This window comes from Sphingomonas folli, from assembly GCF_019429525.1.
Lineage (GTDB): Bacteria > Pseudomonadota > Alphaproteobacteria > Sphingomonadales > Sphingomonadaceae > Sphingomonas > Sphingomonas folii.
In genome coordinates this window covers 69536-96269 of sequence record NZ_JAHXZL010000006.1, presented here as the reverse complement: position 1 = coordinate 96269, position 26734 = coordinate 69536, and the positions used below count along the sequence as shown (strand labels likewise).

24 protein-coding genes are annotated in these 26734 nt (G+C 73.6%); 7 read left to right on the top strand and 17 right to left on the bottom strand.

Annotated elements, in window-relative coordinates:
• Positions 1-188: 188 nt before the first annotated feature.
• Positions 189-1961 (bottom strand): DNA helicase RecQ, encoded by a 1773-nt coding sequence (recQ, locus tag KZ813_RS10535; protein WP_219754946.1) that lies wholly within the window; start codon positions 1959-1961, stop codon positions 189-191.
• Positions 1962-2091: 130 nt separating this feature from the next.
• Between recQ and KZ813_RS10530 the strand changes: the two genes are divergently transcribed.
• The gene (locus KZ813_RS10530; protein WP_219754945.1) at positions 2092-2280 is read left to right on the top strand and encodes a hypothetical protein; all 189 of its coding nucleotides are present in this window, start codon (positions 2092-2094) and stop codon (positions 2278-2280) included.
• Positions 2277-2555: a GNAT family N-acetyltransferase gene (locus KZ813_RS10525; RefSeq protein WP_219754944.1), complete on the top strand. Its 279-nt coding sequence runs from the start codon at positions 2277-2279 to the stop codon at positions 2553-2555. Before KZ813_RS10530 ends, KZ813_RS10525 begins: the two co-directional genes overlap by 4 nt.
• 103 nt (positions 2556-2658) lie before the next feature.
• Here the strand turns inward: KZ813_RS10525 and KZ813_RS10520 are convergent, their stop codons facing one another.
• The 11 genes from KZ813_RS10520 to KZ813_RS10470 all read right to left on the bottom strand — a co-directional run bounded on the left by KZ813_RS10520 (position 2659) and on the right by KZ813_RS10470 (position 13111).
• Positions 2659-3057 carry a flagellar export chaperone FliS gene (locus KZ813_RS10520; protein WP_219754943.1) on the bottom strand — a complete coding sequence of 133 codons (399 nt, stop codon included), beginning with the start codon at positions 3055-3057 and terminating at the stop codon, positions 2659-2661.
• A gap of 17 nt (positions 3058-3074) precedes the next feature.
• Entirely contained in the window at positions 3075-4610 is a 1536-nt protein-coding gene (fliD, locus tag KZ813_RS10515) for a flagellar filament capping protein FliD (protein WP_219754942.1), read from the bottom strand.
• 34 nt (positions 4611-4644) lie between these two features.
• Positions 4645-5769, bottom strand: a complete 1125-nt coding sequence (locus KZ813_RS10510; protein ID WP_219754941.1) for an EscU/YscU/HrcU family type III secretion system export apparatus switch protein — start codon at positions 5767-5769, stop codon at positions 4645-4647.
• The gene (fliR, locus tag KZ813_RS10505) at positions 5769-6551 is read right to left on the bottom strand and encodes a flagellar biosynthetic protein FliR (protein ID WP_219754940.1); all 783 of its coding nucleotides are present in this window, start codon (positions 6549-6551) and stop codon (positions 5769-5771) included. The genes KZ813_RS10510 and fliR overlap by 1 nt, the downstream gene beginning before the upstream one ends.
• 250 nt (positions 6552-6801) lie before the next feature.
• Positions 6802-7083, bottom strand: a complete 282-nt coding sequence (gene fliQ / locus KZ813_RS10500) for a flagellar biosynthesis protein FliQ (protein WP_183945550.1) — start codon at positions 7081-7083, stop codon at positions 6802-6804.
• An 87-nt stretch (positions 7084-7170) separates the two neighbouring features.
• The gene (fliP, locus tag KZ813_RS10495) at positions 7171-8082 is read right to left on the bottom strand and encodes a flagellar type III secretion system pore protein FliP (protein WP_258046650.1); all 912 of its coding nucleotides are present in this window, start codon (positions 8080-8082) and stop codon (positions 7171-7173) included.
• 284 nt (positions 8083-8366) lie between these two features.
• Positions 8367-8693, bottom strand: coding sequence for a flagellar biosynthetic protein FliO (locus KZ813_RS10490; RefSeq protein ID WP_219754939.1), 327 nt, complete (start codon positions 8691-8693; stop codon positions 8367-8369).
• Positions 8694-8720: 27 nt separating this feature from the next.
• The gene (fliN, locus tag KZ813_RS10485; RefSeq protein WP_132908390.1) at positions 8721-9011 is read right to left on the bottom strand and encodes a flagellar motor switch protein FliN; all 291 of its coding nucleotides are present in this window, start codon (positions 9009-9011) and stop codon (positions 8721-8723) included.
• A complete protein-coding gene (locus KZ813_RS10480) occupies positions 9008-9976 on the bottom strand; it encodes a flagellar motor switch protein FliM (protein WP_219754938.1) in 969 nt (322 codons plus the stop codon). The genes fliN and KZ813_RS10480 overlap by 4 nt, the downstream gene beginning before the upstream one ends.
• 6 nt (positions 9977-9982) lie before the next feature.
• Positions 9983-10633: a flagellar basal body-associated FliL family protein gene (locus KZ813_RS10475; protein WP_219754937.1), complete on the bottom strand. Its 651-nt coding sequence runs from the start codon at positions 10631-10633 to the stop codon at positions 9983-9985.
• 18 nt (positions 10634-10651) lie between these two features.
• Complete coding sequence (locus KZ813_RS10470; RefSeq protein ID WP_219754936.1) at positions 10652-13111, bottom strand: flagellar hook-length control protein FliK; 2460 nt, start codon at positions 13109-13111, stop codon at positions 10652-10654.
• 130 nt (positions 13112-13241) lie between these two features.
• Here KZ813_RS10470 and KZ813_RS10465 point away from each other — a divergent pair, with 130 nt between their 5' ends.
• The gene (locus tag KZ813_RS10465; protein WP_219754935.1) at positions 13242-13565 is read left to right on the top strand and encodes a hypothetical protein; all 324 of its coding nucleotides are present in this window, start codon (positions 13242-13244) and stop codon (positions 13563-13565) included.
• Positions 13566-13759: 194 nt separating this feature from the next.
• Entirely contained in the window at positions 13760-14230 is a 471-nt protein-coding gene (locus tag KZ813_RS10460) for a DUF3429 domain-containing protein (RefSeq protein ID WP_219754934.1), read from the top strand.
• A 299-nt stretch (positions 14231-14529) separates the two neighbouring features.
• Here the strand turns inward: KZ813_RS10460 and prsR are convergent, their stop codons facing one another.
• Both prsR and prsK read right to left on the bottom strand, forming a co-directional pair.
• Positions 14530-15879: a PEP-CTERM-box response regulator transcription factor gene (gene prsR / locus KZ813_RS10455; protein ID WP_219754933.1), complete on the bottom strand. Its 1350-nt coding sequence runs from the start codon at positions 15877-15879 to the stop codon at positions 14530-14532.
• Positions 15876-17945 (bottom strand): XrtA/PEP-CTERM system histidine kinase PrsK, encoded by a 2070-nt coding sequence (gene prsK, locus KZ813_RS10450; RefSeq protein WP_219754932.1) that lies wholly within the window; start codon positions 17943-17945, stop codon positions 15876-15878. Before prsK ends, prsR begins: the two co-directional genes overlap by 4 nt.
• A 202-nt stretch (positions 17946-18147) precedes the next feature.
• On the opposite strand from prsK, the gene KZ813_RS10445 reads away from it, so the two are divergent.
• Positions 18148-19188: a mannose-1-phosphate guanylyltransferase/mannose-6-phosphate isomerase gene (locus KZ813_RS10445; protein WP_258046649.1), complete on the top strand. Its 1041-nt coding sequence runs from the start codon at positions 18148-18150 to the stop codon at positions 19186-19188.
• A 183-nt stretch (positions 19189-19371) separates the two neighbouring features.
• Here the strand turns inward: KZ813_RS10445 and KZ813_RS10440 are convergent, their stop codons facing one another.
• The gene (locus KZ813_RS10440) at positions 19372-20580 is read right to left on the bottom strand and encodes an LL-diaminopimelate aminotransferase (protein WP_219754931.1); all 1209 of its coding nucleotides are present in this window, start codon (positions 20578-20580) and stop codon (positions 19372-19374) included.
• A gap of 138 nt (positions 20581-20718) precedes the next feature.
• Here KZ813_RS10440 and KZ813_RS10435 point away from each other — a divergent pair, with 138 nt between their 5' ends.
• On the top strand, positions 20719-22398 hold the full coding sequence (locus tag KZ813_RS10435; RefSeq protein ID WP_308461856.1) for a PHA/PHB synthase family protein: 1680 nt from the start codon (positions 20719-20721) through the stop codon (positions 22396-22398).
• 164 nt (positions 22399-22562) lie between these two features.
• On the opposite strand, the gene KZ813_RS10430 is transcribed toward KZ813_RS10435, so the two are convergent.
• Positions 22563-23852 (bottom strand): PQQ-dependent sugar dehydrogenase, encoded by a 1290-nt coding sequence (locus KZ813_RS10430; RefSeq protein ID WP_219754930.1) that lies wholly within the window; start codon positions 23850-23852, stop codon positions 22563-22565.
• Between the two features lie 136 nt (positions 23853-23988).
• On the opposite strand from KZ813_RS10430, the gene KZ813_RS10425 reads away from it, so the two are divergent.
• Complete coding sequence (locus tag KZ813_RS10425) at positions 23989-25479, top strand: HWE histidine kinase domain-containing protein (protein WP_258046648.1); 1491 nt, start codon at positions 23989-23991, stop codon at positions 25477-25479.
• Positions 25480-25909: 430 nt separating this feature from the next.
• On the opposite strand, the gene KZ813_RS20115 is transcribed toward KZ813_RS10425, so the two are convergent.
• Positions 25910-26356 (bottom strand): hypothetical protein, encoded by a 447-nt coding sequence (locus tag KZ813_RS20115; protein ID WP_258046647.1) that lies wholly within the window; start codon positions 26354-26356, stop codon positions 25910-25912.
• Between the last annotated feature and the right edge of the window lie 378 nt (positions 26357-26734).

The window sequence follows — 26734 nt, the reverse complement described above, 5'->3', positions numbered from 1 at the left end:
GAGACAGAAATCCTCCCCGCATGGCGGGGAGGGGGACCACCGCGCGTCAGCGGGGCGGTGGAGGGGGCTCTCCACGAACGCACCGGCTCGTATGCGGAAGCCCCCCTCCACCACGCCGCTTCGCGTCGCGGTCCCCCTCCCCGTGCCGGGAAGGATTTTCAGGGCTCTTCCCGGCCAGACTCACCCCCTCACCCCGCGCCCTTCAGCGCATCCAGGAACGCCTGGCCGTAGGCGTCGAGCTTGCGCTGGCCTACGCCCGCGATCCGCCCGAGCGCGGCGAGCGAGGTCGGGCGCAGCGCCGCCATCTCGCGCAGCGCCGAGTCGTGGAAGATCACGTAGGGCGGCACCCCCGCCTCCTTCGCCAGCTCGCGCCGGCGCGCGCGCAGCGCCTCGAACAAGGGATCGTCGACCGGGTTCGGGATCGCGCCCGCGCGCCCGCCGCGGCGGCGCTCGCGCTTGGGCGGCTCGACCAGCGGCAGCGTCGCCTCGCCCTTGAGCAGCGCGCGCGCCGCCGGGCCGAACTCGAGCCCGCCGTGGTGGTTGGTCCGCAGCGCGTCCTTGAGCAGCAGCGCGCGCCCGACCGGCTTGAGCAGCGCCACCTCCTCGCCGTCGACGATGTTCCACACCGACAGCTGCTCGTGCCCGTTCGTCAGGCTGCGCTCGCTCGACTGGCCGGTGAGCACCTGCTCGATATAGGTCGCGCCGAACATCTGCCCGGTGCGGAACACCGCCGAGAGATATTTGCGCGCGGTCTCCGTCGCGTCGAGCGCGGCGGGCGGGGACAGGCAGTTGTCGCAATTGCCGCACGTCTCGGGCGGGTGCTCGCCGAAGTGGCGCAGCAGGATCGCGCGGCGGCAGCCCGCGGTCTCCACCAGCGCGCCCAGCGCGGCGAGCCGCTGGCGCTCGCCGGGCTGGCGCTGCGGCTCGACCTCGCCGATGCGCTGCCGCGCGCGCGCGAAATCCTCCGCGCCCCAGAAGAGATGCGCCACCGCCGGGTCGCCGTCGCGTCCGGCGCGGCCGGTCTCCTGATAATAGGCCTCGATCGACTTGGGCAGGCCGGCGTGCGCGACGAAACGGACGTCGGGCTTGTCGATCCCCATGCCGAAGGCCACCGTCGCGCACATCACCATGTCCTCGGAGCCGACGAAATCGGCCTGGTTGCGCGCGCGCACCGCGGGGTCGAGCCCGGCGTGATAGGCGCGCACCGGGCGGCCGGTCAGCGCGGTGAGCTGCGCGGCCATCTTCTCGGTCGCGGCGCGGGTCTGGACGTAGACGATGCCGGGGCCGGGAGTGTCGCGCACCACGTCGGCGATCTGGCGCGTAGTGTTGTCCTTGGGCCGGATCGCGTAGCGGATGTTGGGCCGGTCGAAGCCGGCCACGATCATGCCGGCGTGCGGGATGCCGAGCTGCTCGAGGATGTCGGCGCGGGTGTGCGCGTCGGCGGTGGCGGTCAGCGCCAGCCGCGGCACCTCGGGGAAGGCGTCGAGCAAGGGGCGCAGCAGGCGATAGTCGGGGCGGAAGTCGTGCCCCCACTCGCTGACGCAATGCGCCTCGTCGATCGCGAACAGCGCCGGGCGGCCGCGCTCGAGCAGGTCACGGAAGTCGGCGGTGGAGGCGCGCTCGGGCGCGACGTACAGCAGGTCGAGCGCGCCATCGAGGTAGCGACCCCGCGTCTCGGCCTTGTTCTCGTCGACACTGGTGAGCGTCGCCGCGCGCAGGCCGACCGCGGTGGCGGCGCGCAGCTGGTCGTGCATCAGCGCGATCAGCGGGCTGACGACCACGCACGTCCCCTCCAGCATCGCCGAGGGCAGCTGGTAGCACAGCGACTTGCCCGCGCCGGTCGGCATCACCGCGAGGGTGCGCTCGCCGGCCAGCACGCGCGTGACGACCTGCTCCTGCACGCCGCGGAAGGCGGGGAAGCCGAAGATGGTCTGGAGCTGGGGAAGCGGGTCGAGCGCCATGGGCGCGCCCGACCTAGGCGCGCGCGGGGCGCAGGGCAACCGGCGCGGTGACCGGCGATGGGCCGGGGCGGGAACGCGTGGCGGGAACAGGCGGCGGGAACGCGCGACGGGGGCGGGGCGTAGTGCGGGCATGCTGTCCGGACGATCGACCACCCCGCGCGCCAATCTCGCGCTGTTCACCTTCGGCGCGGCGGCGCTGCTCGCCGGCTGCGAGCGCGAGCCGGCCGACGGCGCCGCCGCCGCGGTGGAGACGCGGGCCACCCCCGCCGGATCGGTCGCGCGCGCGCCCGACGCGCCCGCGGCGGCGCCCGGTCAGTGAGCGTCGAGCGAGTCCGCGACAACCGCTCCGAGCAGGAGTTCGAGCTGTCGGTCGCGGGCGAGCGCGCGGTCGCGGCCTATCAGCTCGAGGGCGACACGATCGTCTTCACCCACACGCTGGTGCCGCCCGCGATCGAGGGGCGCGGCGTGGGGTCGCGGCTGATCCGCGCCGCGCTCGACTCGGCGCGCGACCAGGGCCTGCGTGTCGTGCCGCAATGCCCCTTCGTGCGCGCCTTCGTCGAGCGCCACCCGGAGTATCGCGACCTGGTGCGGTGACGTCGTAGGTGAGCGGAGCGACATCGTGCCCTTCTCAGGATGACGGAAGTGGGTGGGCGGAAGCGCGCGTGAGCGAGCGAACCTAGCCCCCGGCCTCACCCCCTCACGCCGCGCGTGCCATCCGCCACGCCGCGGCGATCTCCTCCAGCTCGGCGGCGACCGCGCGGAACGGCTCGCCGTCGGTGCCGATGCTGGCGTCCACCACCTGGCGGCGGCAGCCCGCGTAGAAGCGCGCCAGCGTGCGCGAGACGTCGCCGCCGCGCTCGAAGTCGAGGTTCGCCTCCAGCGCGAACAGGATCGCGGTGGCGCGCGTCACGCGCTCGCTGCGCGTGGCGAACTGGCGGTTGTCCGCCGCCCAGGCGGCGACGCGCAGCGCCTGGGTGAGCTCCTCGTACAGCAGCTGGACGAGCGCGGGCCCGTCGGCCGCGGCGGTGCGGCCCGCGAGATCGATCTCGCGATAGGTGCGCGCCGGGTCGCGCAGCAGGGCGGAGGCATAGGCCATGATCGTCTACTCCCCGCTCAACCCGTCGACTTGGTCCAATTGTCGATCTGCTGCTGCATGAACGACTGGGTGGCTTTGTAGGCGGAGACGCGCGCGTTCATGCTCGAGAACTGCTGCGTCAGCCGCGTCGTCATCTTCGTCGCCTGATCGTCGACGCTGGTCTGCTGCTTGCCCAGGTCCGACTGCGCCTGGCGGTAGCGCGTGGTCGAGGCGGCCAGGCCGTAGATCGTGCTGCCGGTGTTGAGGTCGAGCGACTTCATCGCCGCGTACAGCCCGGTGGCGCCGCTGCTGCTCTTGGCGAACATCGCCTCGATCGCCTCGGGCGCGCTCTTCATCGCGTTGGTCAGCGCGTTGTCGTCGACCTCGAGCTCGCCGGTGCGCGTGGTGCGCACGCCGATCGCGGCCAGCGTCGCGGGCGTGCCCGCGGCGGCGTCGGGCAGCAGCACGCGGCTGGTCAGCCCCTGGAGCGTCCGCAGCAGCGTCTTGGCGGCGGGGTCGGCGCGGAGCTGGCCGTTGATCGGGTCGGTCTGCTCCTTCACCTGCGCCAGCACCTGGTTGTAGGTGTCGACGAAGTCCTTCACCGCGCTGGTCAGCGCGCCGTCGGGCCGGGTGGCGGTGAGGTTGGTGGTGCCGGTGCCGGTCAGGCTCAGCTTCACGCCCGCGATCAGGTCGCTGACCTCGTTGCTGCCGCGGTCGACCGCGACGCCGTCGACCACCAGCTTGGCGTTGCCCGCCTGGCTGGAGACGGTGGTCTTGTTGGTGGTGCCGTAGCCGGTGTCGAACTGCGCCAGCGCGCTCGCCGGGTCGCTCGCCGCCAGCGTGAAGGCCTGGGCCGCGCCGGTGGTGCCCTTGAGCGAGAGATAGGCGCCGCCGTCGGCGTCGTTGATCACCGTGGCGGTGACGCCCCCCTTCTTGGCGTTGATCGCGGCGGCGATGCCCGACAGCGAGTTGTTGCTCGAGTCGATCGTGATCGCGAAGGACTTGGACGTCCCGTCCGCGTTGGTGCCCGCGGTGAAGCCGGTCATCGCGCCGCCGCCGGTGGTGGCGGTGCCGAGCGTGAGCGTCAGCGTGCCGGTGCCGAAGGTGGCGGTCGAGGGCGAGGCGATCTTGGCGCTGGTGGCGATCTGCGCGGTGGCGAGCGCGTTGACCGTGACGCTGCTGTTGAGCCCCGAGGCCGAGGCGCCCGCGATCGGGCTGGCGGTGGCGACGCCGGCGAGCGAGCTGTTCGGCTGGGTCGCCAGCGTGCCGCCCTCGACGAGATTCTCCAGCGCCTTGGTGAAGTCCGAGATGGTGCTCTTGAGCGTCGCCACGCCCGAGATCTGCGCGGTCAGCGTGTCGCTCTTCGAGGTGAGCTGCGCGCGCTTCTGCGCGAACTGCGCCTCGACCAGCTGGGTGACGAGCGCCCCGGTATCGACCCCCGAGCCCGAGCCGAGCGAGGTGAGGACCGAGTTGGCCGCCGACTGGTTGACCGACGCGGTCGACGACGTCTTGGTCGTCGACGTCGTGCCGGTCGTCGCCGTGCTGCTGCTGGTGCTGCTGATCGTCGTCGCCATGATACCCCCTTAAACGACCGCTCGCGGCAGGAATTTACCCCTGTTTCTTGCCGTGCTCGTCGAACCGCGCGGTGAGCGGTACGTCGACCGGCGGCAGGCGCCCGCCGGCGCGCTCGTTGAGCCCGAAGACGAAGGCGAGCACGGTGGCGATCGCGACGTACAGGTCGTCGCGCACCTCCTGGCCCTCGCGGCTGGTGTAATAGACCGCGCGGGCGAGCGCGGGATATTCGAGGATCGGCAGCTGCATCTCGCCCGCCGCCTCGCGGATCGCCAGCGCGGTGGCGTTGCGGCCCTTGGCCACCACCACCGGCACCTGGTCGCGCCCGCGGTCGTAGCGCAGCGCCACCGCGAAATGGGTCGGGTTGGTGAGCACCACGTGCGCCTCGGTCAGCGCCTGGCGCATGCCGCCCGAGAGCAGCGCGCGCTGCCTGGCGCGCAGATGCCCCTTCATCTCGGGGTTGCCCTCGCTCTCCTTGTGCTCGTCGCGCACCTCCTGCTTGGTCATGCGCAGCTTGCGCAGCAGCTGCATCACCTGGGTGGGCACGTCGACCAGCGCGATCGCGACCAGCCCCATCGCCATGACGAGCAGCACGTTGGTCATGGTCGCGCCCAGCCCGGCGAGCGCGACGGGCAGGTTGGACGAGGCGAGGCCGAAGCTGAAATGCGCGGTCTTCCACAGCATCCAGGCGCCGATCGTGCCGAGCAGGATCACCTTGAGCAGCGACTTGCCGAGCTCGATCCAGCCCGACATGCCGAGGATCCGCTTGAGCCCCGAGGCCGGGTTGATGCGCGACGCCTTGGGCGCCATCAGCGAGCCGTTCCAGCCGAAGCTGCCGAGCCCCGCCTGGCTCACCACCGCGGCGGCGACGCTGATCGCGAACAGCGAGCCGAGCGGCGTCGCCAGCTTCCACCCCGCCTCGACCAGCGGGCGCCAGGGCGCGAAATCCTCGACGTCGGCGCGGCCGAAGGTGAAGCTCGACGCCATCACCGCGCGGCAGGCCGCGAGCAGCCCGGGGCCGAAGAACAATAGCCACGCCACGCCCGCCAGCACCACCAGGGCGGTGGCGAGGTCGCGGCTCTTGAGGATGTCGCCCTTGTCGCGCGCGTCCTGGCGGCGCTTCGCGGTCGGGGCTTCTGTCTTGTCGCCGCCCTCCGACATCAGCGCGCCCCCGCGAGCACGAGGCTCTGCGCCGCGGCGAGGCCCTCGCGGACGATCACCTGCATATAGTCACCCATGGCCGGCAGCGCGATCGCGAGGCTCACCACCCCGACCGCGAGGCTGACCGGCAGCCCGACCGCGAACAGGTTGAGCGAGGGCGCCGAGCGCGACACCATCCCCATCACGAGGTTGAGGCACAGCAGCAGGAAGCCGACCGGCAGCGCCAGCAGCAGCCCGGCGAGGAAGGCGTAGCCGCCGAACAGCGCGATGTCGCGCAGCTGGTCGGCGGCGAGCCAGGAGGCGCCGGGCGGCAGCGCGCGGTAGCTGCGCACCACCAGGTCGACCAGCACGAGATGGCCGTCGAGCGAGAGGAACAGCAAGGTCAGCAGGATCGACAGGAACTGGCCGATCGCGGGGCTGGAGCGGCCCGAGTTGGGGTCGATCATGTTGGCGAAGCCGATCCCCATCGAGCCGCCGATGATCTCGCCCGCCACCAGCGGCGCGGCGAAGGCGATCTGGAGGACGAAGCCGAGCGCCAGCCCGACCAGAGCCTCGGCCGCGACCGCGACGAAGGTGGCGAGTGCGAACACCGTCTGCGGCACCTGCACGGGGGTGGTGCCGAGCACCAGCACCGCGATCGCGCCCGACAGCGCGACTCGCACGGTGAGCGGCACCGAGACGTTGCTGAACACGGGCGCGGCGACGAACGCGGCGCCGACGCGGATCATCACGAAGATCATCGCCCACAGCTGGGGCTCGATGGCGAGGCCGAAGCCGAGCATCTAGCGGGCGATATTCGAGCGGATGAGCAAGCGACCTCGTCCCGCCCCCGACCGCCCCGGCGCACGCCGGGGCCCAGTCAGGAGAACGGCAGGGAGAGCGCGCACCGGCCGTCCGACCCGCTGCTCGATGCGTGCGCGCCGGTGAAGGATGACTCCTGCAAGCGATGCCCGCCTTCCCACCTGGACCCCGGCGTTCGCCGGGGTGGCGCAGCGGTCGGGGGAGGAGAGAGGGGCGCAAGCCGTCACGCGCTCACCGCACCAGATCGGGGATGCGCGCGAAGATCTCGGTGGTGAAGTCGCTGAGCAGCCCCAGGATCATCGCGCCGAACACCATGATCGACACCGCCACCACGATCAGCTTGGGGACGAAGCTCAGCGTCTGCTCGTTGATCGAGGTGGCGGCCTGGACCATGCCGAGGATCAGCCCCGACAGCAGCGCCGGGATCAGGATCGGCGCGGCGGCGAGCGCCAGCACCCACATCGTCTGGTTGGCGACGGTCAGGAAATAATCGGCGTCGACGAGCGGCTGCATGCGGGCTTCTCTATGACGTCACCCCGGGAGCGGGGTCGGGACACGCGCGCTATGGCGGAAGTTGGTTAACGCACCTCTACCGTCGCGTCAGGTGGCGAAGCTGTTCGCGAGGCTGCCCATCGTCAGCGCCCAGCCGTCGACCAGCACGAAGAGCAGCAGCTTGAACGGCAGCGAGATGATCGTCGGGCTCAGCATCGCCATGCCCAGTGCCATCAGCACGGTGGCGACCACCAGGTCGATGACGATGAAGGGCAGGAAGACGAGGAAACCGATCTGGAAGGCGGTCTTCAGCTCGGAGGTGACGTACGCCGGCAGCAGCACCGAGTAAGGGATGTCGCGCGGGCTGGCATAGGGGCCGGACTTGGCCATCTCGGCGAACATGGTGACGTCCTTCACCCGCGTCTGCTTCTCCATGAAGGCGTGGAGCGGCGCGCCCGCGGCCTGGATCAGCTGCGTGCCGCCGATTCGCCCCTGCGAATAGGGCTGGATCGCGGTCGTGTTGATCTGGTTGATCGCGGGCGCCATCACGAAGAAGCTGAGGAACAGCGACAGGCCGATCAGCACCTGGTTGGGCGGGGTCTGCTGCAGCCCCATCGCCTGGCGCAGGATCGAGAGCACGATGATGATCCGGGTGAAGCTCGTCATCATCAGCACGATCCCGGGCAGGATCGTGAGCAGCCCCATGATGATGAGCACCTGGAGCGACAGCGACAGCGAGCCGTTGCCGGGGGTCGCCGAGGCGTCCCCGCGCGAGAGCTGGCCCAGCGCGCGGTCGACCGCGTCGCCGACACCCGGCGCGGGGGCCGCGGGCGCGCCGGGCGGCGGCGCGGCCGGGCCGGCCTGGGCGAGCGCGGGTAAGGCGACGCACAGCATCACCGCGATGGCGGCGAGCGCCAGCAGCACGCGCCAGGCGTGGCCGCGCCTGGCGACGCGCGCGCGGATCAGCGCCGCGGTGCCGCCGGTGCGCGTGACGGTGTAATTCTGCTGCATCATCGGCATCCGCATCCTCCTTCCCAGCGTCATCCTGAACTTGTTTCAGGATCCACGTCGCCGACCAGGCCGCGGCTTCGATCCCTGCGGCACGGTGGATCCTGAGACGAGTTCAGGATGACGGAAGGAGAGGGCGCTCTCAACATCCTCCCCGGCACGGGGAGGGGGACCAGCCGCAGGCTGGTGGAGGGGGCTCGCCACGCCGCGCGGCGTCCGCGGAAGCCCCCCTCCACCACTCGCTACGCGAGCGGTCCCCCTCCCCGTGCCGGGGAGGATCGTAGTATGCAACGCGCTCACCGGCGGAACTCCCGCGCCAGCGCGCGCGCCGCCTCGGCGGGGTCGACCGTCGCGGCCGCGCCCTCGCCGGGCGCGGGCGTCTTGTCGACCAGCGTCACCCCGCCGCGCCCGACCGAGACGAGCAGGCGGCTGCCCTCGAAGTCGATCACCGCGAGTCGCAGTCCCGGCGAGATCATCATCGTCTCGCGCACCGCGATCATCCGGGTCGCGGTCTTGCCCGGCAGCCGCGTCTCCAGCCGCCGCCACAGATACAGGCACCCGATCATCAAGCCGCAGACCAGCGGCAGCAGCACCACCAGCTTGAGGATATAGGTCCACATCATCGTCGCGTCGCCCTTCAGCCCCGCTTCTCAGCCCCGCTTCTCGGGCGCGACCAGCTCGGTCATCTTCACCCCGAAGCGGTCGCCCACCGTGACGACTTCGCCGCGTCCGATCAACGTGCCGTTAACCAGAACATCCAGCAATTCGCCCGCCTGGCGGTCCAGCTCGATCACGCTGGCCTCGCCGAGCGCGAGCAGCTCGCGCAGCGACAGCGTGGTCGAGCCGATCTCCACCGTCAGCTTGACGTCGACGTCCTGGAGCATCCGCAGGTTGGCGGCGACCGCCGCGTCGATCGTGAAGCCGCTGGTCATATCGTTCATAGCAGGGGTCCTTCGAGCTTGGAGATGCGGATCGCGGCGCGACCGTTGGAGGTGCCGACCGTGCCCATGCCGAGCGCGACGCCGCCGATCACGATCGGCACGTCGGGGCCGAAGCTGATCGGGATGACGTCGCCCTCCTTGAGGTCCATCAGCTTGGCGAGCGAGATGGTCGGCTCGGCCAGCACCGAGCGCACCGGCAGCCGCACGCCCATCGCGGCGCGGGTCAGCTGGGTGCGCCACTCGGCGTCGACCTCGGCGGGCTTGGCCACCACCTTGCCGGTGAGCGCGACGGTGTGCGGCTTGAGCGTGGCGACCGGGTAGAGCACGTCGACGAACGCCGGCTTGGCGTTGCCGCGGGCGAGCCCGAAGCGGGTGCAGATCACCACCTCGTCGCCCTCGATCCCCTGGATCAGGTTCGAGCCGAGTTCGCACCGCTCCGCGCCAAAGCGCGCGCGCGCCAGCGGCTCCCACGCCGCCTGGAGCGTGCGCGCCATCGCCCCCGCGACCCGCTGCGCCAGCACGTCGGCGGCGGGGGTGAACTCGAGCGCGAGCGTGGGCGAGACGTCGCCGGTGCCGCCGAAGAACAGGTCGAGCAGCTCGGCGACGAACTGCGAGTCGAGCACCACCAGCAGCGCGCGCCCGTCCATCGTCAGCGGCAGATAGGCGGTCAGCTTGTCGCCGCGCGCGGCGCGATAGTCGGCGAGCCGCAGCACCTCGAGCGGCTCGGCCCAGGCGCGGGTCTCGCTGCGCCAATAGCCCTCGAAGGTCTGCCGCACCCCGCGCGCGGCGCGCGCCGAGAGATGCTGCAGCGTGTGGAGATCGCCGAAGGGATGCAGCTTGCCCGCCCCCCCCGACCCGGCGCCGAGGGTGGTCACGCCGACGGGAGAGTCGGTGCGCCCACGCCCGCGCCGCTCGGTGGCGTCGGGCTCCAGGCCGAAGTCGGAGAGGTCGGGCTCGTTAACCATGCCCCGTCACTGAACCACGAAGTTGGTAAAATAGACGTTACTGATGCCGCCGAATCCCTCTTTCTCGCGCAGAGTCTGATTGATCGACGCGACCAGCCGCTTCTGCAGCTGCTGCTTGCCCGCGCTGGTGAAGACCTGGTCCTCGGTGGTGTCGCCCAGCGTCATCAGGATCGCCGAGCGGATCGCGATGTCGTTGGTCTTCAGGTTGTTGACGACCTTGTCGTCGTAGGGCGTGGAGACGGCGATGCCGACCTGGACGAAATGGACCGAGTCCTGGAGGTTGGAGGTGAACTCCTTGTCCATCGCGTAATAGTTGGAGGCATAGGGCTCGCCGCCCGCGCCCTCGGGGGTGGGGGCGCCGTGATCCTCGCTCTTGGCCTCGCCGCCCTCGGCGCTCTCGCCCCCGCCGTGGCCGCCCTCACCGCCCTCGCCGCCCTCACCGGCGCGCTTCTGCTCGCTCTTGGGCACGAGATGGGGCTTGTTGGGGTCCTCCTTGAGCGCGGGGTGCGCGCCGCCGCCGCCGACCAGGCCGGAGTTGGCGGCGTAGAGGCCGGCGCCGACGCCGCCGCCCAGCAGGACGACGACGCCGACGACGCCGACCAGGATCGTCTTCATCTTGCCCTTCTTCTTGGGCGCGGCAGCTTCGGTGTCACTCATCGGTCATTCCCTTCGATCTCAGGCGATACGGTCGTCGGTGGTGGCCGCGTCGGCGACGCGGCGGGCGGGAGCGGGGGCATGCGGCGCGGCGCGCTGCTGCTGCGCCTGGGGCTGCTGGCGGTCGGGCTGCTGGCCCGCGGCGCTGCCCTGCGACTGGCCCGCGAGAGACTGGCCCCCGGGGGACGGGGCGCCCTGCGACCCGCCGGACGATGACGGGTTCTGCTGCGATGTGCCGCCCCCGCCGTTGCCGGTGGTCGCGCCGCCGCCGTGCTGGAGCTTGATGCCACGCTGCTCGGCCATCTCCTGCAGCCGCGGCTGCGCCTCGGCGAGCAGCGCGCGGGTCTGTGGCTGCTCGGCGACGAGCTGGACCTGCACCATGTCGCCGTCGCGCCGGAGCGAGACGTCGATCGCGCCCAGCGCGTCGGGGACGACGCGGATGCGCACGTCGTTGGCGTCGGCCATGTCGCGCAGCATCTCGATGCGGTGGATCATCGCCTCGGGCCAGCGACCGTGCGTCATGTCGAGCGGCTGCTGCGTGGCGGGCTGCGGCGCGGCGACCGCGGCGGCGGTGATCGCGCCGGTCGCCGGCTGCGCGAGCTGCGCGGTCGGCGAGGGCTCGGCCGGCGCGGCGCGCTCGTCGGCGGTGACGGCGCGGTGGATCGCCTCGGCGAAGGTGCGCGCCGCGGTCGCGATCGTCGGTGCCGCGGCGGTCGCGACCGGGGCCGCGGGGGTCGCGAGCGGGGCCGCGGCGGCGCGCGATAGGGCTCGGTCGAGCGGGGCGGCCGGGATCGGGTCGGCGCTCACGGTAGCGTCCGCCGGGGGCGCCGGGGCGTCGCCGGTCGCGCCCGGCGGGGCGGGCGCGGTCGGCGCGGTCGCGGGAAGCGGGAGCGACGCGTCGACCCGCGCCGGCGCCGCGGCCGCGATCACCGGCGCGACGGAGGCGACGGTCGGCGCCGCGCCCATCGGGACGGGGGCGGCGGGCGGCTGCGACGGCGCCTCGGCGACCGGCGTGCCGGGGGCGCGCGCGTCGAGGGTCGCGGGCGGGGCGCGCTCCGCGCCGCGGGCCGGGACGGCAGCGGCGGCAGCGACCGCCGCGTCGCCCGGAACGGCGCGCGACGGCCGGGGCTCGCTTCGGGTCATGGCGTGCACCGCGGCGGCGGACGGGGAGAGCGGTGCGGGGGTGGGCGACGGTGCCGCGGCGATCTCGTCGGCGGTGACGACGGGTGCGGGTGCGGCCGGCGCGGCGACCATCGCACGCGGTGACGCCTCGGGCGCGACCGCGCGGCGCGCGCCGGCGCGTCCCGGCGCGGGGGCGGCGTCGGTCGAGGCGGCCACCGGGATCGGTCCAGCGGTCGACGGGGTGGCGGTGGCGACGTTGCCGGTCGCGACCGGCGCGGAGAGCGGGGCGGCGGCGGGAGACGGCGCGGCCGCCGCCGCGGCGGCGCGCGCGGGAGCGGCCGCGGTGCCGACGACGCGGCTCGCGGGAGCGCGCGCGACGGGCATCGACCCGTCGGCGTCGGCGTCGGCGGAGGCGGCGCTCGGAGCGACCGCGTCGCGCGAGGCTGGCGCGGGCTGCGGCGCCCCGGCCACGAGGGGTGCGGTCGCAGCCGGTGCCCCGACGTGACCGGGGAGAGCGGGACGGGCGTCGGCCGCGGCCCGGGAGAGAGGCGCGCGGGGGCTCGTCGGGGCGACCTCGCGCGCCGCGGCGCCGCGGGCGACGGTCGTCGCCGCGACGGCCGGCGTCGCGGAGACCGCTGCCGCCGGTACGCCCGCGGGCGGCGGCGGGGCGAGCGCCGCGAGCGGCGGTGTCTCGGGGGCAGGCGGCACGGCGGGTGCGAGCGACGCGACGGGCGCGGGCTCGGCCGGCATCGCGGCGGCCACCAGCGTCGCCGCGGGCTCCGCCGCCGTCACGTCCTCGCGCGACGGCGCAACGTCCGGCGCGTCGGCGTCCGCCGACGCGGCGCCGGGGAACGCCTTGCCCGGGTCGACCGCGATCTCGGTCGCGCCCAGCGACCGAGCCGGTGCGGTGCGCCCCAGCACCGCGCCCGACGGCAGCGGCACGGTGCGGCGCGACGCGACGACGGGCATCGCCGCGGTGGGGGCGGGGTCGGGAATAGCCGTGACCGCGGCAAGGTCCGGACTCGCCGCGACCGCGGCGGGGGTGGGCGCGGGCGGCACCTCCATCCCGGTCGCGTCGGCGAGCCAAGCGAGCGCCGCCTCGCCCGCTGGCGCCGCCGCGATCACCGCGCCCTCGCCGGACGCGGCCGGCAAGAGGCTGCCGCCGCCGGCAAGCGCCTGCCGCTCGCCGGGCGCGGGCGCGACATCGGCGGGCGCGACCAGGTCGAGGAAGGTGGTCCCCGCCACCGCGAGCTTCGCGCGCGCGCCGCCCCCGGCGGCGAGCGACTCGCCGGCGGGCGCGCCGGGGATCGCCAGCGCGCCGGGGGCGGTGGTCAGCAGCAGGCTCGCGATCGTGGTCAAGGCAGGCTCCGGGCGCTGATGAGAGGGTGCGACCGGTAGTCAGCAAGAGCCGTGCCGTTTCTGCGGCGGGTCATGATCGGGGGGCGCGGAGCCGCCCGGTGCGGCCGCGCTCCGGCTCTATGAGGTCGCCTTGGCCAGCCTGCTCGCGCCTCAGGACCCGCGCTTCCTCGCCGCCGAGGAGTTCCCGCAGATCGACGTCGGCGCGGAGCTGCGCGCCGGCCTCGACGCCGGTGGCAGCCGAATGAGGGCGGGCGGCTCGCGCGAACCCGCGCGGGCGCAGGACGAGATCTTCCCCGCGCCCGGGGTTCGGCCGCGTGGCGGCGGCTGCCGCGCCCAAGGTCCGGGCATGGCGGTCGCCACTTACGACCGCTCGGTGCGCTACCCGGACGTGACCGTCGAGGCGCTCTCGCCGGGGACGCGCGAGCACGACCTGCGCGTCATCAAGGAGGGTTAGCGCGCGCTGCCGAGCGTCGACACGATCCTGCTCGTCATGCCGGCGAGGAAAGGGTGTTCGTCAGCCAGCGCGTCAGGGCGGATGGACCGAGACGGTGCCCCGCGCCGCGACGCGGCGCCGCGGGCGCTCGACGTCGTGCCGCGCGGGAGAGGTATCCGCGCGCGACCGATCGCGCGCCCGCGCGTTCGGGCGGGATGGCGAACCGCGCACCGACCCCCGGCGACAGCCGAGTCCCCGCCGACAGCATCGTCTTCGGCTATGGGCCGATGCTCCCGCTCGTCGCCGCCGGCATCGGGGCCTGGGTGCTGCCCGAACCCTGGGGCGTGGTCGCGGTGCGGCTCGCGGTCATCTGGGGCGCGCTGATCCTGTCCTTCATCGGCGGGGTGCGACGCGGCTTCGGCTTCGCGCGCGCGGCGGCCTCGACCGCGGTCGAGCTCGCCGCCGCGGTGGCCTATGTCACGATCGCGGGGCTGGCGCTGCTGGTGCCCGACGCCGCCGTCGCCGTGGCCCTGCTGGCCGCGGGCTACGCGCTGGCGGCGCTGCTCGACCGCCGCGCCGCGCTGCGCGGCGATGCCCCGGCGCATTTCGCGCGGCTGCGCGTGCCGCAGCTGCTGCTCGGCTGCGCCGGCCTCGCCGCCTGCTGGGCCTGGGTGATGAGCGGGTGAGGATGGCTCGGCGTCGTCCGGGCGGAGCCTTGCCCGAGCGATGGTGAGCTCCGTCCTGAGTCCGATCCACCACCGATCCGTGCTCCGGCGAACGCCAGAGGCCAGGGTGGCGGGCGCGACGCTCCTGGGCTCTGGGCTCCTGCGTCCTTAGGAGCACCCCGCTGGTCCACATCAGCTAGTATCCGGGGGGTTGCGCGCCGTCGTCCTGCTGGACGCCGGGTTCCCGCCGGGGCGGGACGTCACCCCGGTGAGGAGCCCCGGCGACGCTCTCGGAGCGGGTCCGGGGAAGGAGACCGGCGTCACCCGAGGCCATAGGCCTTGAGCAGGTCGTACAGCGTCGGCCGGCTCACCCCGAGAAGCCGCGCCGCGGCGGCGACGTTGCCGTCGCTCTGCGCCAGCGCGCGGCCGATCGCGCGGCGGTCGGTCGCCTCGCGTGCGGCGCGCAGGTTGATCGGCGCCGCCGCTCCCTCCTCGCCCGAGGCGCCTTGCGCCAGGTCGAGGTCGGCGGCGGTGGCGAGCTTGGCGTCGGCCATGATCGCGGCGCGCTTCACGCGATTCTCCAGCTCGCGCACGTTGCCGGGCCAGTTCCAGGCGTCGATCGCCGCCAGCGCGTCCGGCGCGAACCCCGTGACGTTGCGCCCCAGCGCCCGCGCGTGGCGCTGGAGGAAGTGACGCGCCAGCAGCACCGCGTCCCCGCCGCGCTCGGCGAGCGCTGGGATGCGCACCACCAGCTCGGCGAGGCGATAGTAGAGATCCTCGCGGAACCGCCCGGTCGCCACCATCGAGTCGACGTCCTGGTGGGTGGCGCAGACGATCCGCACGTCCACCGCGATCGCGCGTCGCGCGCCGACCCGCTCGATCACGCGCTCCTGCAGGAAGCGCAGCAGCTTCACCTGGAGCGCCAGCGGCACGTCGCCGATCTCGTCGAGGAACAGGGTGCCGCCCTGCGCCTGCTCGATCTTGCCCGGCGTGGTCTTGACCGCGCCGGTGAAGGCGCCCTTCTCGTGGCCGAACAGCTCGCTCTCGAGCAGGGTCTCGGGGATGGCGGCGCAGTTGATCGCCACGAACGGCCGGTCGCGACGCGGCGAGCGCTCGTGCAGCGCGCGCGCGAGCAGCTCCTTGCCCGTCCCGCTCGCGCCGAGCAGCATCACCGCGATGTCCGCGCCGGCGACGCGCTCGACCGTGCGCGTGACGGCCAGCATCTCGGGCGCGGCGGTGATCAGCCCCGCGCTCGCGGGCGCCGCCGCCGCGAGGCGGCGGTTCTCCGCCTCCAGCGCGTGGACGTGAAAGGCGCGCTGCACGATCAGGCCGAGCTGGTCGATGTCGATCGGCTTCTGGTAGAAATCCCAGGCGCCCCCCGCGATCGCGGCCAGCGCGGCGGCGCGGTCGCCGTGGCCCGAGGCGACGATCACCTTGGTGTCGGGCTTGAGCGCGAGCACGTCGCCGAGCAGCGCCAGCCCCTCGGCGGTGCCGTCGGGGTCGGGCGGGAGGCCGAGGTCGAGCGTCACCACCGCGGGCTCGTGCGCGCGCACCGCCGCGATCGCCTCCGCGCGTGTGCCCGCCACCACCACCTCCTGCCCGTCATAGGCCCAGCGCAGCTGGCGCTGCAGCCCGGGATCGTCCTCGACGATCAGCAGGGTCGCGCTCATGCCGCCACCTCCACCGCTACCGCCACCCGCGCGGCGCGCGGCAGCAGCACGCGGAAGCGGCTGCCCTCGCCCGGCCGGCTCTCCACGTCGATCCGGCCGCCCATCCGCTCGACCAGCTGGCGCGCCTCATAGGCGCCGAGCCCGAAGCCCGCCGGCTTGGACGAGGCGAACGGGCGGAACAGTCGCTCGCGCACGAAGGCCGCGCTCATGCCGGTGCCGCGATCGATCACGTCGACCGCGACCTCGGCGCCGGCACGGTCGCGCACTGCCAGCGTCACGGGCACGCCGGCCGCGCTCGCCTCGACCGCGTTCTGCAGCAGGTGGACGAGCACCGTCTCGAGCGCGGCGGGGTCGACCAGCGCGTGCGCGCCCGACCCGCTCACCGCGACCGGGTGCTGCGCGCGGCGCGAGTCGGCCAGCCGCTCGGCCAGCGCGCGGACGTCGACCGCGCGCGGCGGGGCGGCGGCGGCGTTCGTGGGCTGGGCCTGGGTCAGGCGCGTCAGCAGCGCGGTCATGCGCCGCGACGACTCGCGCAGCGTCGCCACCATGTCGGCGCGGAACTCGGGGTTGTCGGCGTGACGCTCCGCGTTGCGCGCCACCAGCGCGAGTTGGCTCACCAGGTTCTTCAGGTCGTGCAGGATGAACGCGAAGCGCCGGTTGAACTCGTCGAAACGGCGCGCGTCGGCCAGCGCCTCGTGCGCCGCCGCCTCGGCGAGGTAGCTCGCGGCCTGGCGCCCCGCGACGCCGAGCAGGTCGAGGTCCTCCCAGTCGAGCGCGCGCGCGCCCGGTGGGGACGCCAGCACGATCGCGCCGACCAGCCGCTCGCCGTGGAGCAGCGGCACCAGCGCCCAGGCGTCGGCGCGGAGGCGCAACCAGTCGGGCACCAGCGCGGCCTCGGCGGCGGTCGCGCCGTCGCCGCGCACTCCGAGCGCGACGATCCTCCCGCTCCGCTCGAGGTGGCGCGCCAGCGCGGGCGACCCGGCGGCGGCGGGGGCGGGGTCGCAGCGCCACGCCGCGCCCGGCGCCAGCGAGTCGCCGTCCGCGACGAGCAGCAGCGCGGCGGGCGAGTCGGTCAGGCCCGCGACCGCGGTCACCACGCGCTCGGCCAGCGGCGCGCCGTCCGCGTCGGTGCCCGCGCGACCCAGCGTCTCGGCGAAGCGCAGCCACGCGGTGCGATAGTCGTAGCGGTGCTGGAACAGGTGCTTGGCCACGAGGACCCGCGCCCAGGCGCGCAGCCACGGCGTGCCGAGCGCGGTGAGCAGCGCGGCGGCGGTGCCGAAGACCAGCGCGGTCTGCACCACGCGCGCGTAACCGCCCGCGAGCGCGCCGAGATAGCCGGCGGCGAGGCCCGTCGCGACGACGTACAGCCCGGCGCCCGCGGCGAGCGCGGCCTGGAGCGTCAGCGTGCGCGAGGCGCGCAGCGGCGCGTGCGGCGCGCGGTGCAGCGCCAGCGCGAGCGGCGGCACCGCGGCCACCGCGAGTGCGCCGCGCGCCAGCGTCAGCGCGGCGGACCAGCCGTCCGCCAGCCAGGCGAGCGCGAAGACGATGAGGTCGCCGCCCCACAGCAGGGCGAGCGCGGCGAGTACCGGCGCGCGCGCGCCCGCGGTGCCGCCATCGCGCCCGGCGGCGCGCTGCAGCAGCACCAGCGCGGCGGCGGCGGCGAGGAGGCGCAGCACCAGCCAATAGCCGTCGAGCAGCGCGGCGACCGCGCCGCGCGGCGCCGCCGCGCTGGCCACCGCGAGCGCGGCGGCGAGCAGCAGGCACGCGGCGGTGGCGGCATAGGCGCTCAGCCGCGCGCGGGCGGCGGGATCGCGCGCGGCGTCGGTCACGACCGCGAGCAGCGCCAGCCAGGCGAGGTCGCGCGCGCTGCCCGCGACTCGCGTGGCGACGTCGCGCGGGTCGATCCCGGCGGTGGCGAGCGCCCAGAGCGCGGTGAGCGCGCAGGCGGCGGCGAGCGGCACGCGCGCGCGGCGCAGCGCCGGATCGCGCGCGCGCAGCAGCGCGACGCCGCAGTAGAGCAGCGCCACCAGCGCGTAGAGCCAGGTCGCCGCTCCTGAGGCGGTCATCGCGCGGGCCGGGGAGTGGATCGGATGGTCGACACGTGCGGGTCTATCGCGCGATATGACGAAGAATCCCTGAAGGTGGAACAGTTACGCGGCCAACGCCGATTGCCGCACCGCACAAAGGACCGTACGGGACCCAAGCGCCCGCCGGGGTGTTGTCACGGACGAAGCGGGTGCGGTCGCGCCCCGGGGAAAGGGAATAACGTTGACCGAGATCGTGCCGGTGATCCTCTCGGGTGGGTCGGGTACCCGTTTGTGGCCGATGTCGCGGCCCGAGAAACCCAAGCAGCTGCTGGCGCTGACCGCGGACGAGACGATGCTCCAGCTCACCGCGGCGCGCGCGCACGGCGACGCCTTCGCCGCGCCCGTGGTGGTCGCCAATGCCGCGCACGCCGACGAGGTGGAGGCGCAGCTCGCGGGCATCGGTGCCGCGCCCCAAGCACTGATCCTCGAGCCGGCGGGGCGCAACACCGCGCCCGCGATCGCGCTCGCCGCGCTGGTGGCGAAGGGCAAGAGCCCGCTGCTGGTGATGCCGTCGGACCATGTCATCGCCGACCGCGAGGCGTTCCACGCCGCGATCCACGCCGCGCTGCCGTTGGTCGAGCAGGGCTGGCTCGTCACCTTCGGCATCACCCCCGACGCGCCCGAGACGGGCTATGGCTACATCAAGGTGGGCGAGCCGATCGCGGCGGGCGTCCACCGCGTCGCGCGCTTCGTCGAGAAGCCGCAGCGCGACGTCGCCGAGGCGATGGTGGCGGCGGGTGACCATGCCTGGAACGGCGGGATCTTCCTGTTCTGCGCGGAGGCGTATCTCGCCGCGCTGGAGGCGCACCGGCCCGATATCCTGGCGGCGGTGAAGCGCTCGCTCGACGGCGCGCGGCGCGACGGCGCGCGCATCTATCCCGACGCCGAGGCCTTCGCCGCCTCGCCCTCCGACTCGATCGACTATGCGGTCATGGAGAAGGCCGAACGGGTCGCGGTGGTGCCGGTGGCGATGGGTTGGAGCGACGTCGGCAGCTGGGACGCGCTCCACGCGATCAGCGCGGGCGACGCCGGCGGCAACGTCGTGGCGGGAGAGGTGCTCCTGCTCGACACGCGCAACTGCCTGGTGCGCAGCGACGGCGCCAAGGTCGCTATGGTCGGCGTCGAGGACCTGATCGTGGTCGCCAGCGGCAACGACATCCTGATCCTGCCGCGCGGCCGCAGCCAAGACGTCAAGCTGCTGCTCGCGGCGATGAAGGGCTAGGGTCCGCTCCGGCGAACGCCGGGGCCCAGGGCCGGAGGCGTGACGCTCGTGGCTCTGGGCTCCTGCGTCCGCGGGAGCACCCCGCGGGCTCACACCAGATGGATCAGCCTCTAGCGCTCGTCGCTACTTTCGTCGCGACGCCCGCGGCGGAGGCGAGGCGGCCCGATCGGTCACCTCACGCGCTCATCCCGCGGCCTTGCCCGGCACGTTGACCCCCATGCTCTGCAGGTAGCGCTTCACGTTGCGCGCCGCCTGGCGCAGCCGCTGCTCGTTCTCGACCAGCGCGATCCGCACATAGCCCTCGCCGTTCTCGCCGTAGCCGACCCCCGGCGCCACCGCGACCTTGGCATGGGTCAGCAGCTGCTTGGAGAATTCGAGGCTGCCGAGATGCGCCAGCGCGGGCGGCAGCGGCGCCCAGGCGAACATCGAGGCGGGCGGCGCGGGCACGTCCCAGCCGGCGCGCGCGAAGCTCTCCACCAGCACGTCGCGGCGCTTGTGATAGAGCTGGCGGTTCTTCTCGACGATGTCCTGCGGACCGTTGAGCGCGGCACAGGCGGCGGCCTGCACCGGGGTGAAGGCGCCATAGTCGAGATAGGATTTGACCCGCGTCATCGCCGCGATCAGCTTGCGGTTGCCCACCGCGAAGCCGATCCGCCAGCCCGCCATCGAGTAGGTCTTGCTGAGGCTGGTGAACTCCACCGCGACGTCGCGCGCGCCGGGCACCTGGAGGATCGAGACGGTCGGCTTGCCGTCGTAGTAGAGCTCGGAATAGGCCAGGTCGGAGATCACCCACACCTCGTTGGCGCGCGCCCAGGCGACCAGCCGCTCGTAGAAGGCGAGGTCGACCGTCTCCGCGGTCGGGTTCGACGGGTAATTCACCACGAGCACGCTCGGCCGCGGGACGGTGAAGGCGACGGCGCGGTCGAGGCTCTCGAAATAGCGCTCGTCGGGCGTGGTCGGCACCGCGCGGATCGTCGCGCCCGCGATGATGAACCCGAAGGTGTGGATCGGGTAGCTCGGGTTGGGCGCCAGCACCACGTCGCCCGGCGCGGTGATCGCGGTGGCGAGGCTGGCGAGCCCCTCCTTCGACCCCATCGTCACCACCACCTCGGTCTCGGGATCGACCTCCACCCCGAAGCGGCGGCCGTAATAATTCGCCTGGGCGCGGCGCAGCCCGGGGATGCCGCGCGACTGCGAGTAACCGTGCGCGCTCGGCTTCTGCGCCACCTCGACCAGTTTGGCAATGACGTGGTCGGGCGGCGGCAGGTCGGGGTTGCCCATGCCGAGATCGATGATGTCCTCCCCGCCCGCGCGCGCCTGTGCCCGCATCGCGTTGACCTCGGCGATGACATAGGGCGGCAGGCGCTTCATGCGGTAGAATTCGTCGGACACGGGCGGGCACTCCTTTCCGCTCACCTATATCGCCATTCGCCCCGCGCGGCACCCGCTCGACAGAAAAAGCCTGCGCACGCGCTTCGCCGCGCAAGGAGCTTGCGCTATGCCGGGCGCGCCAACGAGGAGCGACGAGCCGTGAGCGCGACGACCAAGCCGCCGATCCCCGACCTCGCCGAGCTCCAGCACTGGACCTGGGTGGCGGGGCGCGCGCAGCAGATGCTGATGGAGGCGGGCGTGCCGCTCGCCGCGCCCGAGAAGGCGGCGGCGCAGGTGCAGGACTTCTGGAGCGACTATCTCGCCCTGTGGCAGCGCTTCGCCGCGCCCGACCGCGACGAAGCGACGCGACCCGAGAAGGACCGCCGCTTCGCCGCCACGGCGTGGCGCGACCACCCCTTGTTCGACTGGATCCGGCAGAGCTACGCGCTCGTCGCCGATCACCTGCTGCGCGGGGTCGACCAGCTCGACGGCGTCGACGAGCGCACCCGCGCGCAGCTGCGCTTCGCCGCGCGCGGCTTCGTCGACGCGATGAGCCCCTCCAACTTCGCGCTGACCAACCCCGAGGTGATCGAGCGCACGATCGCGACGCGCGGGGAGAATCTGCTCGCCGGGCTGCGGCACCTGCTCGACGACCTGCAGCGCGGCCAGGTCACCCACAGCAAGGAGGGCGCCTTCACGCTCGGCGAGGACCTCGCCACCACGCCCGGCCAGGTGGTGAAGCGCACGTCCTTCTACGAGCTGATCCAGTACAACCCGGCGACCGAGCGGGTGCTGGCCACGCCGCTGGTGATCTTCCCGCCGTGGATCAACCGCTTCTACATCCTCGACCTGACGCGCGAGAAGAGCTTCGTCCGCTGGGCGGTGGAGCAGGGCGTCACCGTGTTCGTCGTCTCCTGGCGCTCGGCCGACGCGACGATGGCGGAGGTGACGTGGGACGATTACGTCGCCGCGCAGCTCGACGCGATCGACACGGTGCGCGCGCTGCTCGACGTCCCCGCGGTCCATACCGTCGGCTATTGCGTCGCGGGCACGACGCTGGCGGCGACGCTCGCGCTGCTCGCCGCGCGGGGCGAGGAGGGCCGCGTCGCCAGCGCCACCTTCCTCACCGCGCAGGTGGATTTCAGCCGCGCCGGCGACCTGCTCCACTTCGTCGACGACGAACAGCTGGCCTTCATGGCGTCGCTCAGCCCGCAGGGCTTCCTCGACGGCCGCTACCTCGCCGCGACCTTCAACCTGCTGCGCGGGCGCGACCTGATCTGGAACTATGTCACGCAGAACTATCTGCTCGGCAAGGACCACGTCCCCTTCGACCTGCTCCACTGGAACGGCGACGTCACCAACCTGCCGGCCAAGTGGCACCTCGCCTATCTCACCGACCTGTACCGCGACAACCGGCTCGCCAAGGGCGAGATGAGCGTGGCGGGCGTGCCGATCGACCTCGGCCGCGTGACCACGCCGAGCTACGTCCAGGCCGGGCGCGAGGATCATATCGCGCCGGCCGAGAGCGTGTGGAAGCTCACCGAGCATTTCCGCGGCCCGCTGCGCTTCGTGCTGGCGGGATCGGGACATATCGCGGGGGTGGTGAACCCGCCGGCCGCGGGCAAGTACCAGCATTGGATCAACGAGGCGGACGCCGAGACGCTGGACGGGTTCGTCGCCGGCGCGCGCGAGGTGAAGGGCAGCTGGTGGCCCGACTGGGCGGCATGGCTGCGCGCGCGCGCGCCCGAGGAGGTGCCCGCCGCCGGCGCGCGCGTGCCGGGCGCCGGCACGCTGGCCGCGATCGAGCCCGCGCCGGGCCGCTACGTGCGCGCGCGGTGATGCCTCCTCCCCGCGGGTGAGCCCGCTCGAGGTCTCCATGTGCTCCCGCGCACGCGGGAGCACATGAGGCCCGAGGGTCGCCAGCCGTCATCCTGGATGGCGGCGTGCGCGGGAAAACGGACCGGCGTGCGCCGGGCCACCTTCCCGGCAGCGACAGCGCCCCCTCAGCCCGCCTTCTTCGGGGTGAGCCGCAGCAGCTTGGCCTCGGCGCCGTCCTCGAGCAGCCACAGCGCGCCGTCGGGGCCGCTCACCACCGCGCGGATGCGGTTGCCCATGTCCCAGCGCTCCGCCTCGCGCGCAGTGGTGCCGTCGAAGGCGATCCGCACCAGCGCGGTCGCCGCCAGCCCGCCGACGAAGGCCGAGCCGCGCCAGTCGGGGAACATCGTGCCGTCGTAGAAGGTCAGCCCCGCCGGCGCGATCACCGGGTTCCAGTAGAGCGCGGGCTCGGCCAGGTCGGGCCGCGTCGTCGGGCTCGGGATCGGCGTGTCGTCGTAGTTCGAGCCGTAGGACACCAGCGGCCAGCCGTAGTTCTTGCCCGGCTCGATCAGGTTGAGCTCGTCGCCGCCCTTGGGCCCCATCTCGACCGACCACAGCCGCCCCTGCGAGTCGAAGGTGAGACCATAAGGGTTGCGGTGCCCGCTGCTCCACGTCTCCGCCGGGGTGAGGTTCGGCCCGGGGACGGTGACCTGCCGGCCCTTCGCCTTGGCCGCCGCGCCGGTGTTCTCGGGCGGGTCGATCAGCGACACGGTCGTCGCGCCGGTCTTGCCCTCGCCGGGGTTGCCCGGCGCCGGCTTGCCGTCGAGCGTCAGCCGCAGGATCTTGCCGACGGGCTGGTCGGGGTCCTGCGCCGGCGTCATCCGCATCCGGTCGCCCGCGGCGAGGAACAGGTGCTGGCCGTCGGGGGCGAGCGCGATATAGCCGCCGAACTGGCCGCCCTTGCCGCGCGGCAGCTGGCGCCAGATCACCTGCAGCCCGGTCAGCGCCGGCGCCGCCGCGGCGGGATCGATCGTCGCGCGCGCCAGCGCGAGCGAGTCACCCCCTGTGCCGGGCTCGCTGTAGCTGATGTACACCGCGTGATCGCTGGCGAAGCGCGGCGACACCGCGACGTCGAGCAGGCCGCCCTGGCCCTCGTCGTGGACGGTCGGCACGCCGCTCACCTTGGTCTTGGCGCCGTCCGCGGTGACGAGCCAGATCCGCCCCGGCTTCTCGGTCACCAGCATGCGCCGGTCGGGCAGGAAGGCGAGCGCCCAGGGCTGATCGAAGGTCGCCACGGTCGCGGCGTCGAACGGCTTGGTCGCGGCGGGCTTGGCGTTGCCGTAATTGACCGGCGCGGCCGCCGGGGCCGGAGTCGCCGCGGCGCTCGCCTGCTGCTGGTTGCCGGCCGGGGCAGTCGTGCCGCCGCACCCGGCCACGGCCGCGGAGATCGTCGTGAAGGCCAATAGATTCCGCAGCATAGATCCTCTCTCTCGTCCCTTGTCGGGCGCGACCTTAGTGGCGCCGCGGGCGCTCGCCTAGGCGCGATCGCGATGCCCCGCCGCGCCGCGCGGCGAGTTGCCGTACGGGAAGGCCTAATCTATGCTAGTCAGCATCTTGGACGATCCCTCCCGCGCCTCCCCACCGCTGCTCCCGCGTGAGCCAGACGCCGCGGTGCGCGCGGCGGTGGCCGCCTTCGCCGCGCGCCTGGCGCAGGGCGATCCGTGGGTGGCGGCGTTCGACGAGTCGATCACCGCGATGGCGATCAGCGACCCCACGCTGCCCGACAACCCCCTGCTGTACGTCAACCGCGCGTTCGAGGCGCTGACCGGCTTCGCCGCGGCCGAGCTGGTCGGGCGCAACTGCCGCTTCATGCAGGGGCCGCTGACCGATCCCGCCGAGGTGACTCGGCTGCGCGAGGCGATCGCGCGGTGCGAGCGGGTGGAGGTGGACCTGCTCAACCATCGCCGCGACGGCGCACCCTTCTGGAACCGGCTGACCGTCGCGCCGGTGTATGACGCGCGGGGCGCGCCGCGCTACTTCGTCTCGTCGCAGCTCGACGTCACGCTCGAGCGCCACCGGCTCGCGCGGCTGCAGCGCGACCGCGAGCAGCTCGCCGCCGAGGTGGCCGAGCGCGACGCCACGATCGCCGATCGCGAGGAGCGGCTGGCGCTGGCGATGCGGGCGGGCGGGCTCGGCACCTTCTCGGTCGACCCGCACACGCGCGAGCTGTTCGCCTCGGCCAGCTGCAAGCTGAACTGCGGCCGCTCGCCCGACGCGCCGCTGACGCTCGACGAGCTGTTCGCCTCGATCCACCCCGGTGATCGCGCGCGCGCCGACGCGGCGATGGCCGCGACGCTCGCGCACGGCGAGCCCTACGACATCGAATACCGCCTGCTGACCCCGGCGGGCGAGCAGCGCTGGGTCGCGGTGCGCGCCGAGATGCAGTATCGCGCCGACGGTACGCCGCTGGCGATGGTCGGGTTCACCACCAACATCTCCGACCGCAAGTTCGCCGAGGAGCATCGCGCGGTGCTGGCGCGCGAGCTGACGCACCGGGTGAAGAACATCCTCGCCACGGTCGGCGCGGTGGTGAGCCAGACGCTGCGCGACGCCCCCTCGCTGCCCGCGGCGCGCGGCGCGGTGGCGGGGCGGATCGCCAGCCTCGGCGCGGCGCACGAGCTGCTGGTGCACGACGAGGTCGAGGGCGCCGCGATCGGCGACATCGTCCGGCGCGTGCTCGCCCCGTTCGCGGACCGCGACGGCCGCCGCTTCGACGCGGACGGGCCGGCGATCCGGCTCAGCCCGGAGATCACGCTGGCGCTCTCGATGGCGCTGCACGAGCTCGCCACCAACGCGATCAAATATGGCGCGCTGTCGGTGCCGGAGGGGCGCGTGACGATCCGCTGGGCGCTGGCGGGCGACGACCGCGCGCGGCGCTTCCGCTTCTCCTGGATCGAGCGGGGCGGTCCGCCGGTGACGCCGCCGACCAGCGCCGGCTTCGGCTCGCGCATGATCGAGCGCGTGCTCGCGCCGCATGTGAGCGGGCCGGTGGCGGTGGCGTATCCGCCCGAGGGCGCGCGGTTCGAGGTGGAGGCGCCGGTCTAGCGGGGCGGGGGGCGCGCGACGCACGTGGGGCTCCTCGATGCGGGCGGTGGTTGCCGGACGTCATCTCTCCAACGTTCGTCATCCCCCTAACGTTCGTCATCCCCCTAACGTTCGTCATCCCCGCGCAGGCGGGGATCCAGACGAGCGGACCGGCGAAGGAGCAGCGATCTCGGCCTTCATGGATCCCGCCTGCGCGGCGATGACGGTCCTGGGTTAGCGTCAGCGCGCAGGCTCAGGCGGTCGGGCGGCCGGTCCGATCCCACTAACTAAAGGTTGATCCATCTGGTGTGAACCAGCGGGGGTGCTCCTGCGGACGCAGGAGCCCAGGGCCACGAGCGTCACGCCTGCGGCCCTGGGCTCCGGCGTTCGCCGGAGCACGGATCGATGGAGGTGGATTAGAATCTAAGCCCTCAGCTTCTCCCCGAAACCCTCACCCCAGCCGCCCGCGCGCGCGCAGCTCGTCGCTGGCGGTCGCGCGCAGCCTCGCGGCGACTCGCGGGTCGAGCCCCAGGTCGTCGGCGGCGCGCTCGCGCCCGTCGAGCCGGTGCGGGTCGGTGCCGGTGAGCGTGCCGAACACCATCAGCGCCTCGAGGTAATAACCCTCGGCGCTGGCGTGATACTGGTCCCAGCTCCACAGGTCGACCTGCCCGTAGGCCACGCCGTCATAGGGGTTCGGGTCGGCGAGCCCGTCGCGGATCGCGCGGTTCCACGCGCTGCCCACCGCCACCGCGGCGGTGAGGCCGCCGCCCTCGGCCACGGCGCGGTCGGTGGCGGCGGCGAGTTCGTCCGCCATCGCGTAGATCGGCTGGCCCGACCAGCGCGCGCCGGGGCGATAGGTGAGGTCGGCGCGCGACCAGGTCGCGACCAGGTCGACCACCACCGCCGGGTTGCGCGCGCGGCGGCGACGTGACGCACCGGGTCGCCCGGCCGCGCCGGGTCGAGCGTGCTATAGCCCTGCAGCACCACCGCGTCCCACGGCCGGTCGATCAGCGCGCGCCGGTTCTCGAGGTGCCAGGCGAGCTCCTTGCCGGGCGAGGTCTCGAGGCTGACCTGCCAGTCGAGCCCGGCCTCGTCGGCAAAGGTCTTGAACAAGGCGGGGACGCCGCCGATCCCCTCGCCGTTGAGGTCGGTCACGCGATCGGGGCGGTAGCGCTGCACCGGCGAGTTGGCGCCGAACGTGAAGCTGTTCCCGAGGAAGAGCGCGGTGCGCGCGGCGGCGGCCTGGGGCAGCGCCGCGGCGAGCAGCAGCGCGGCG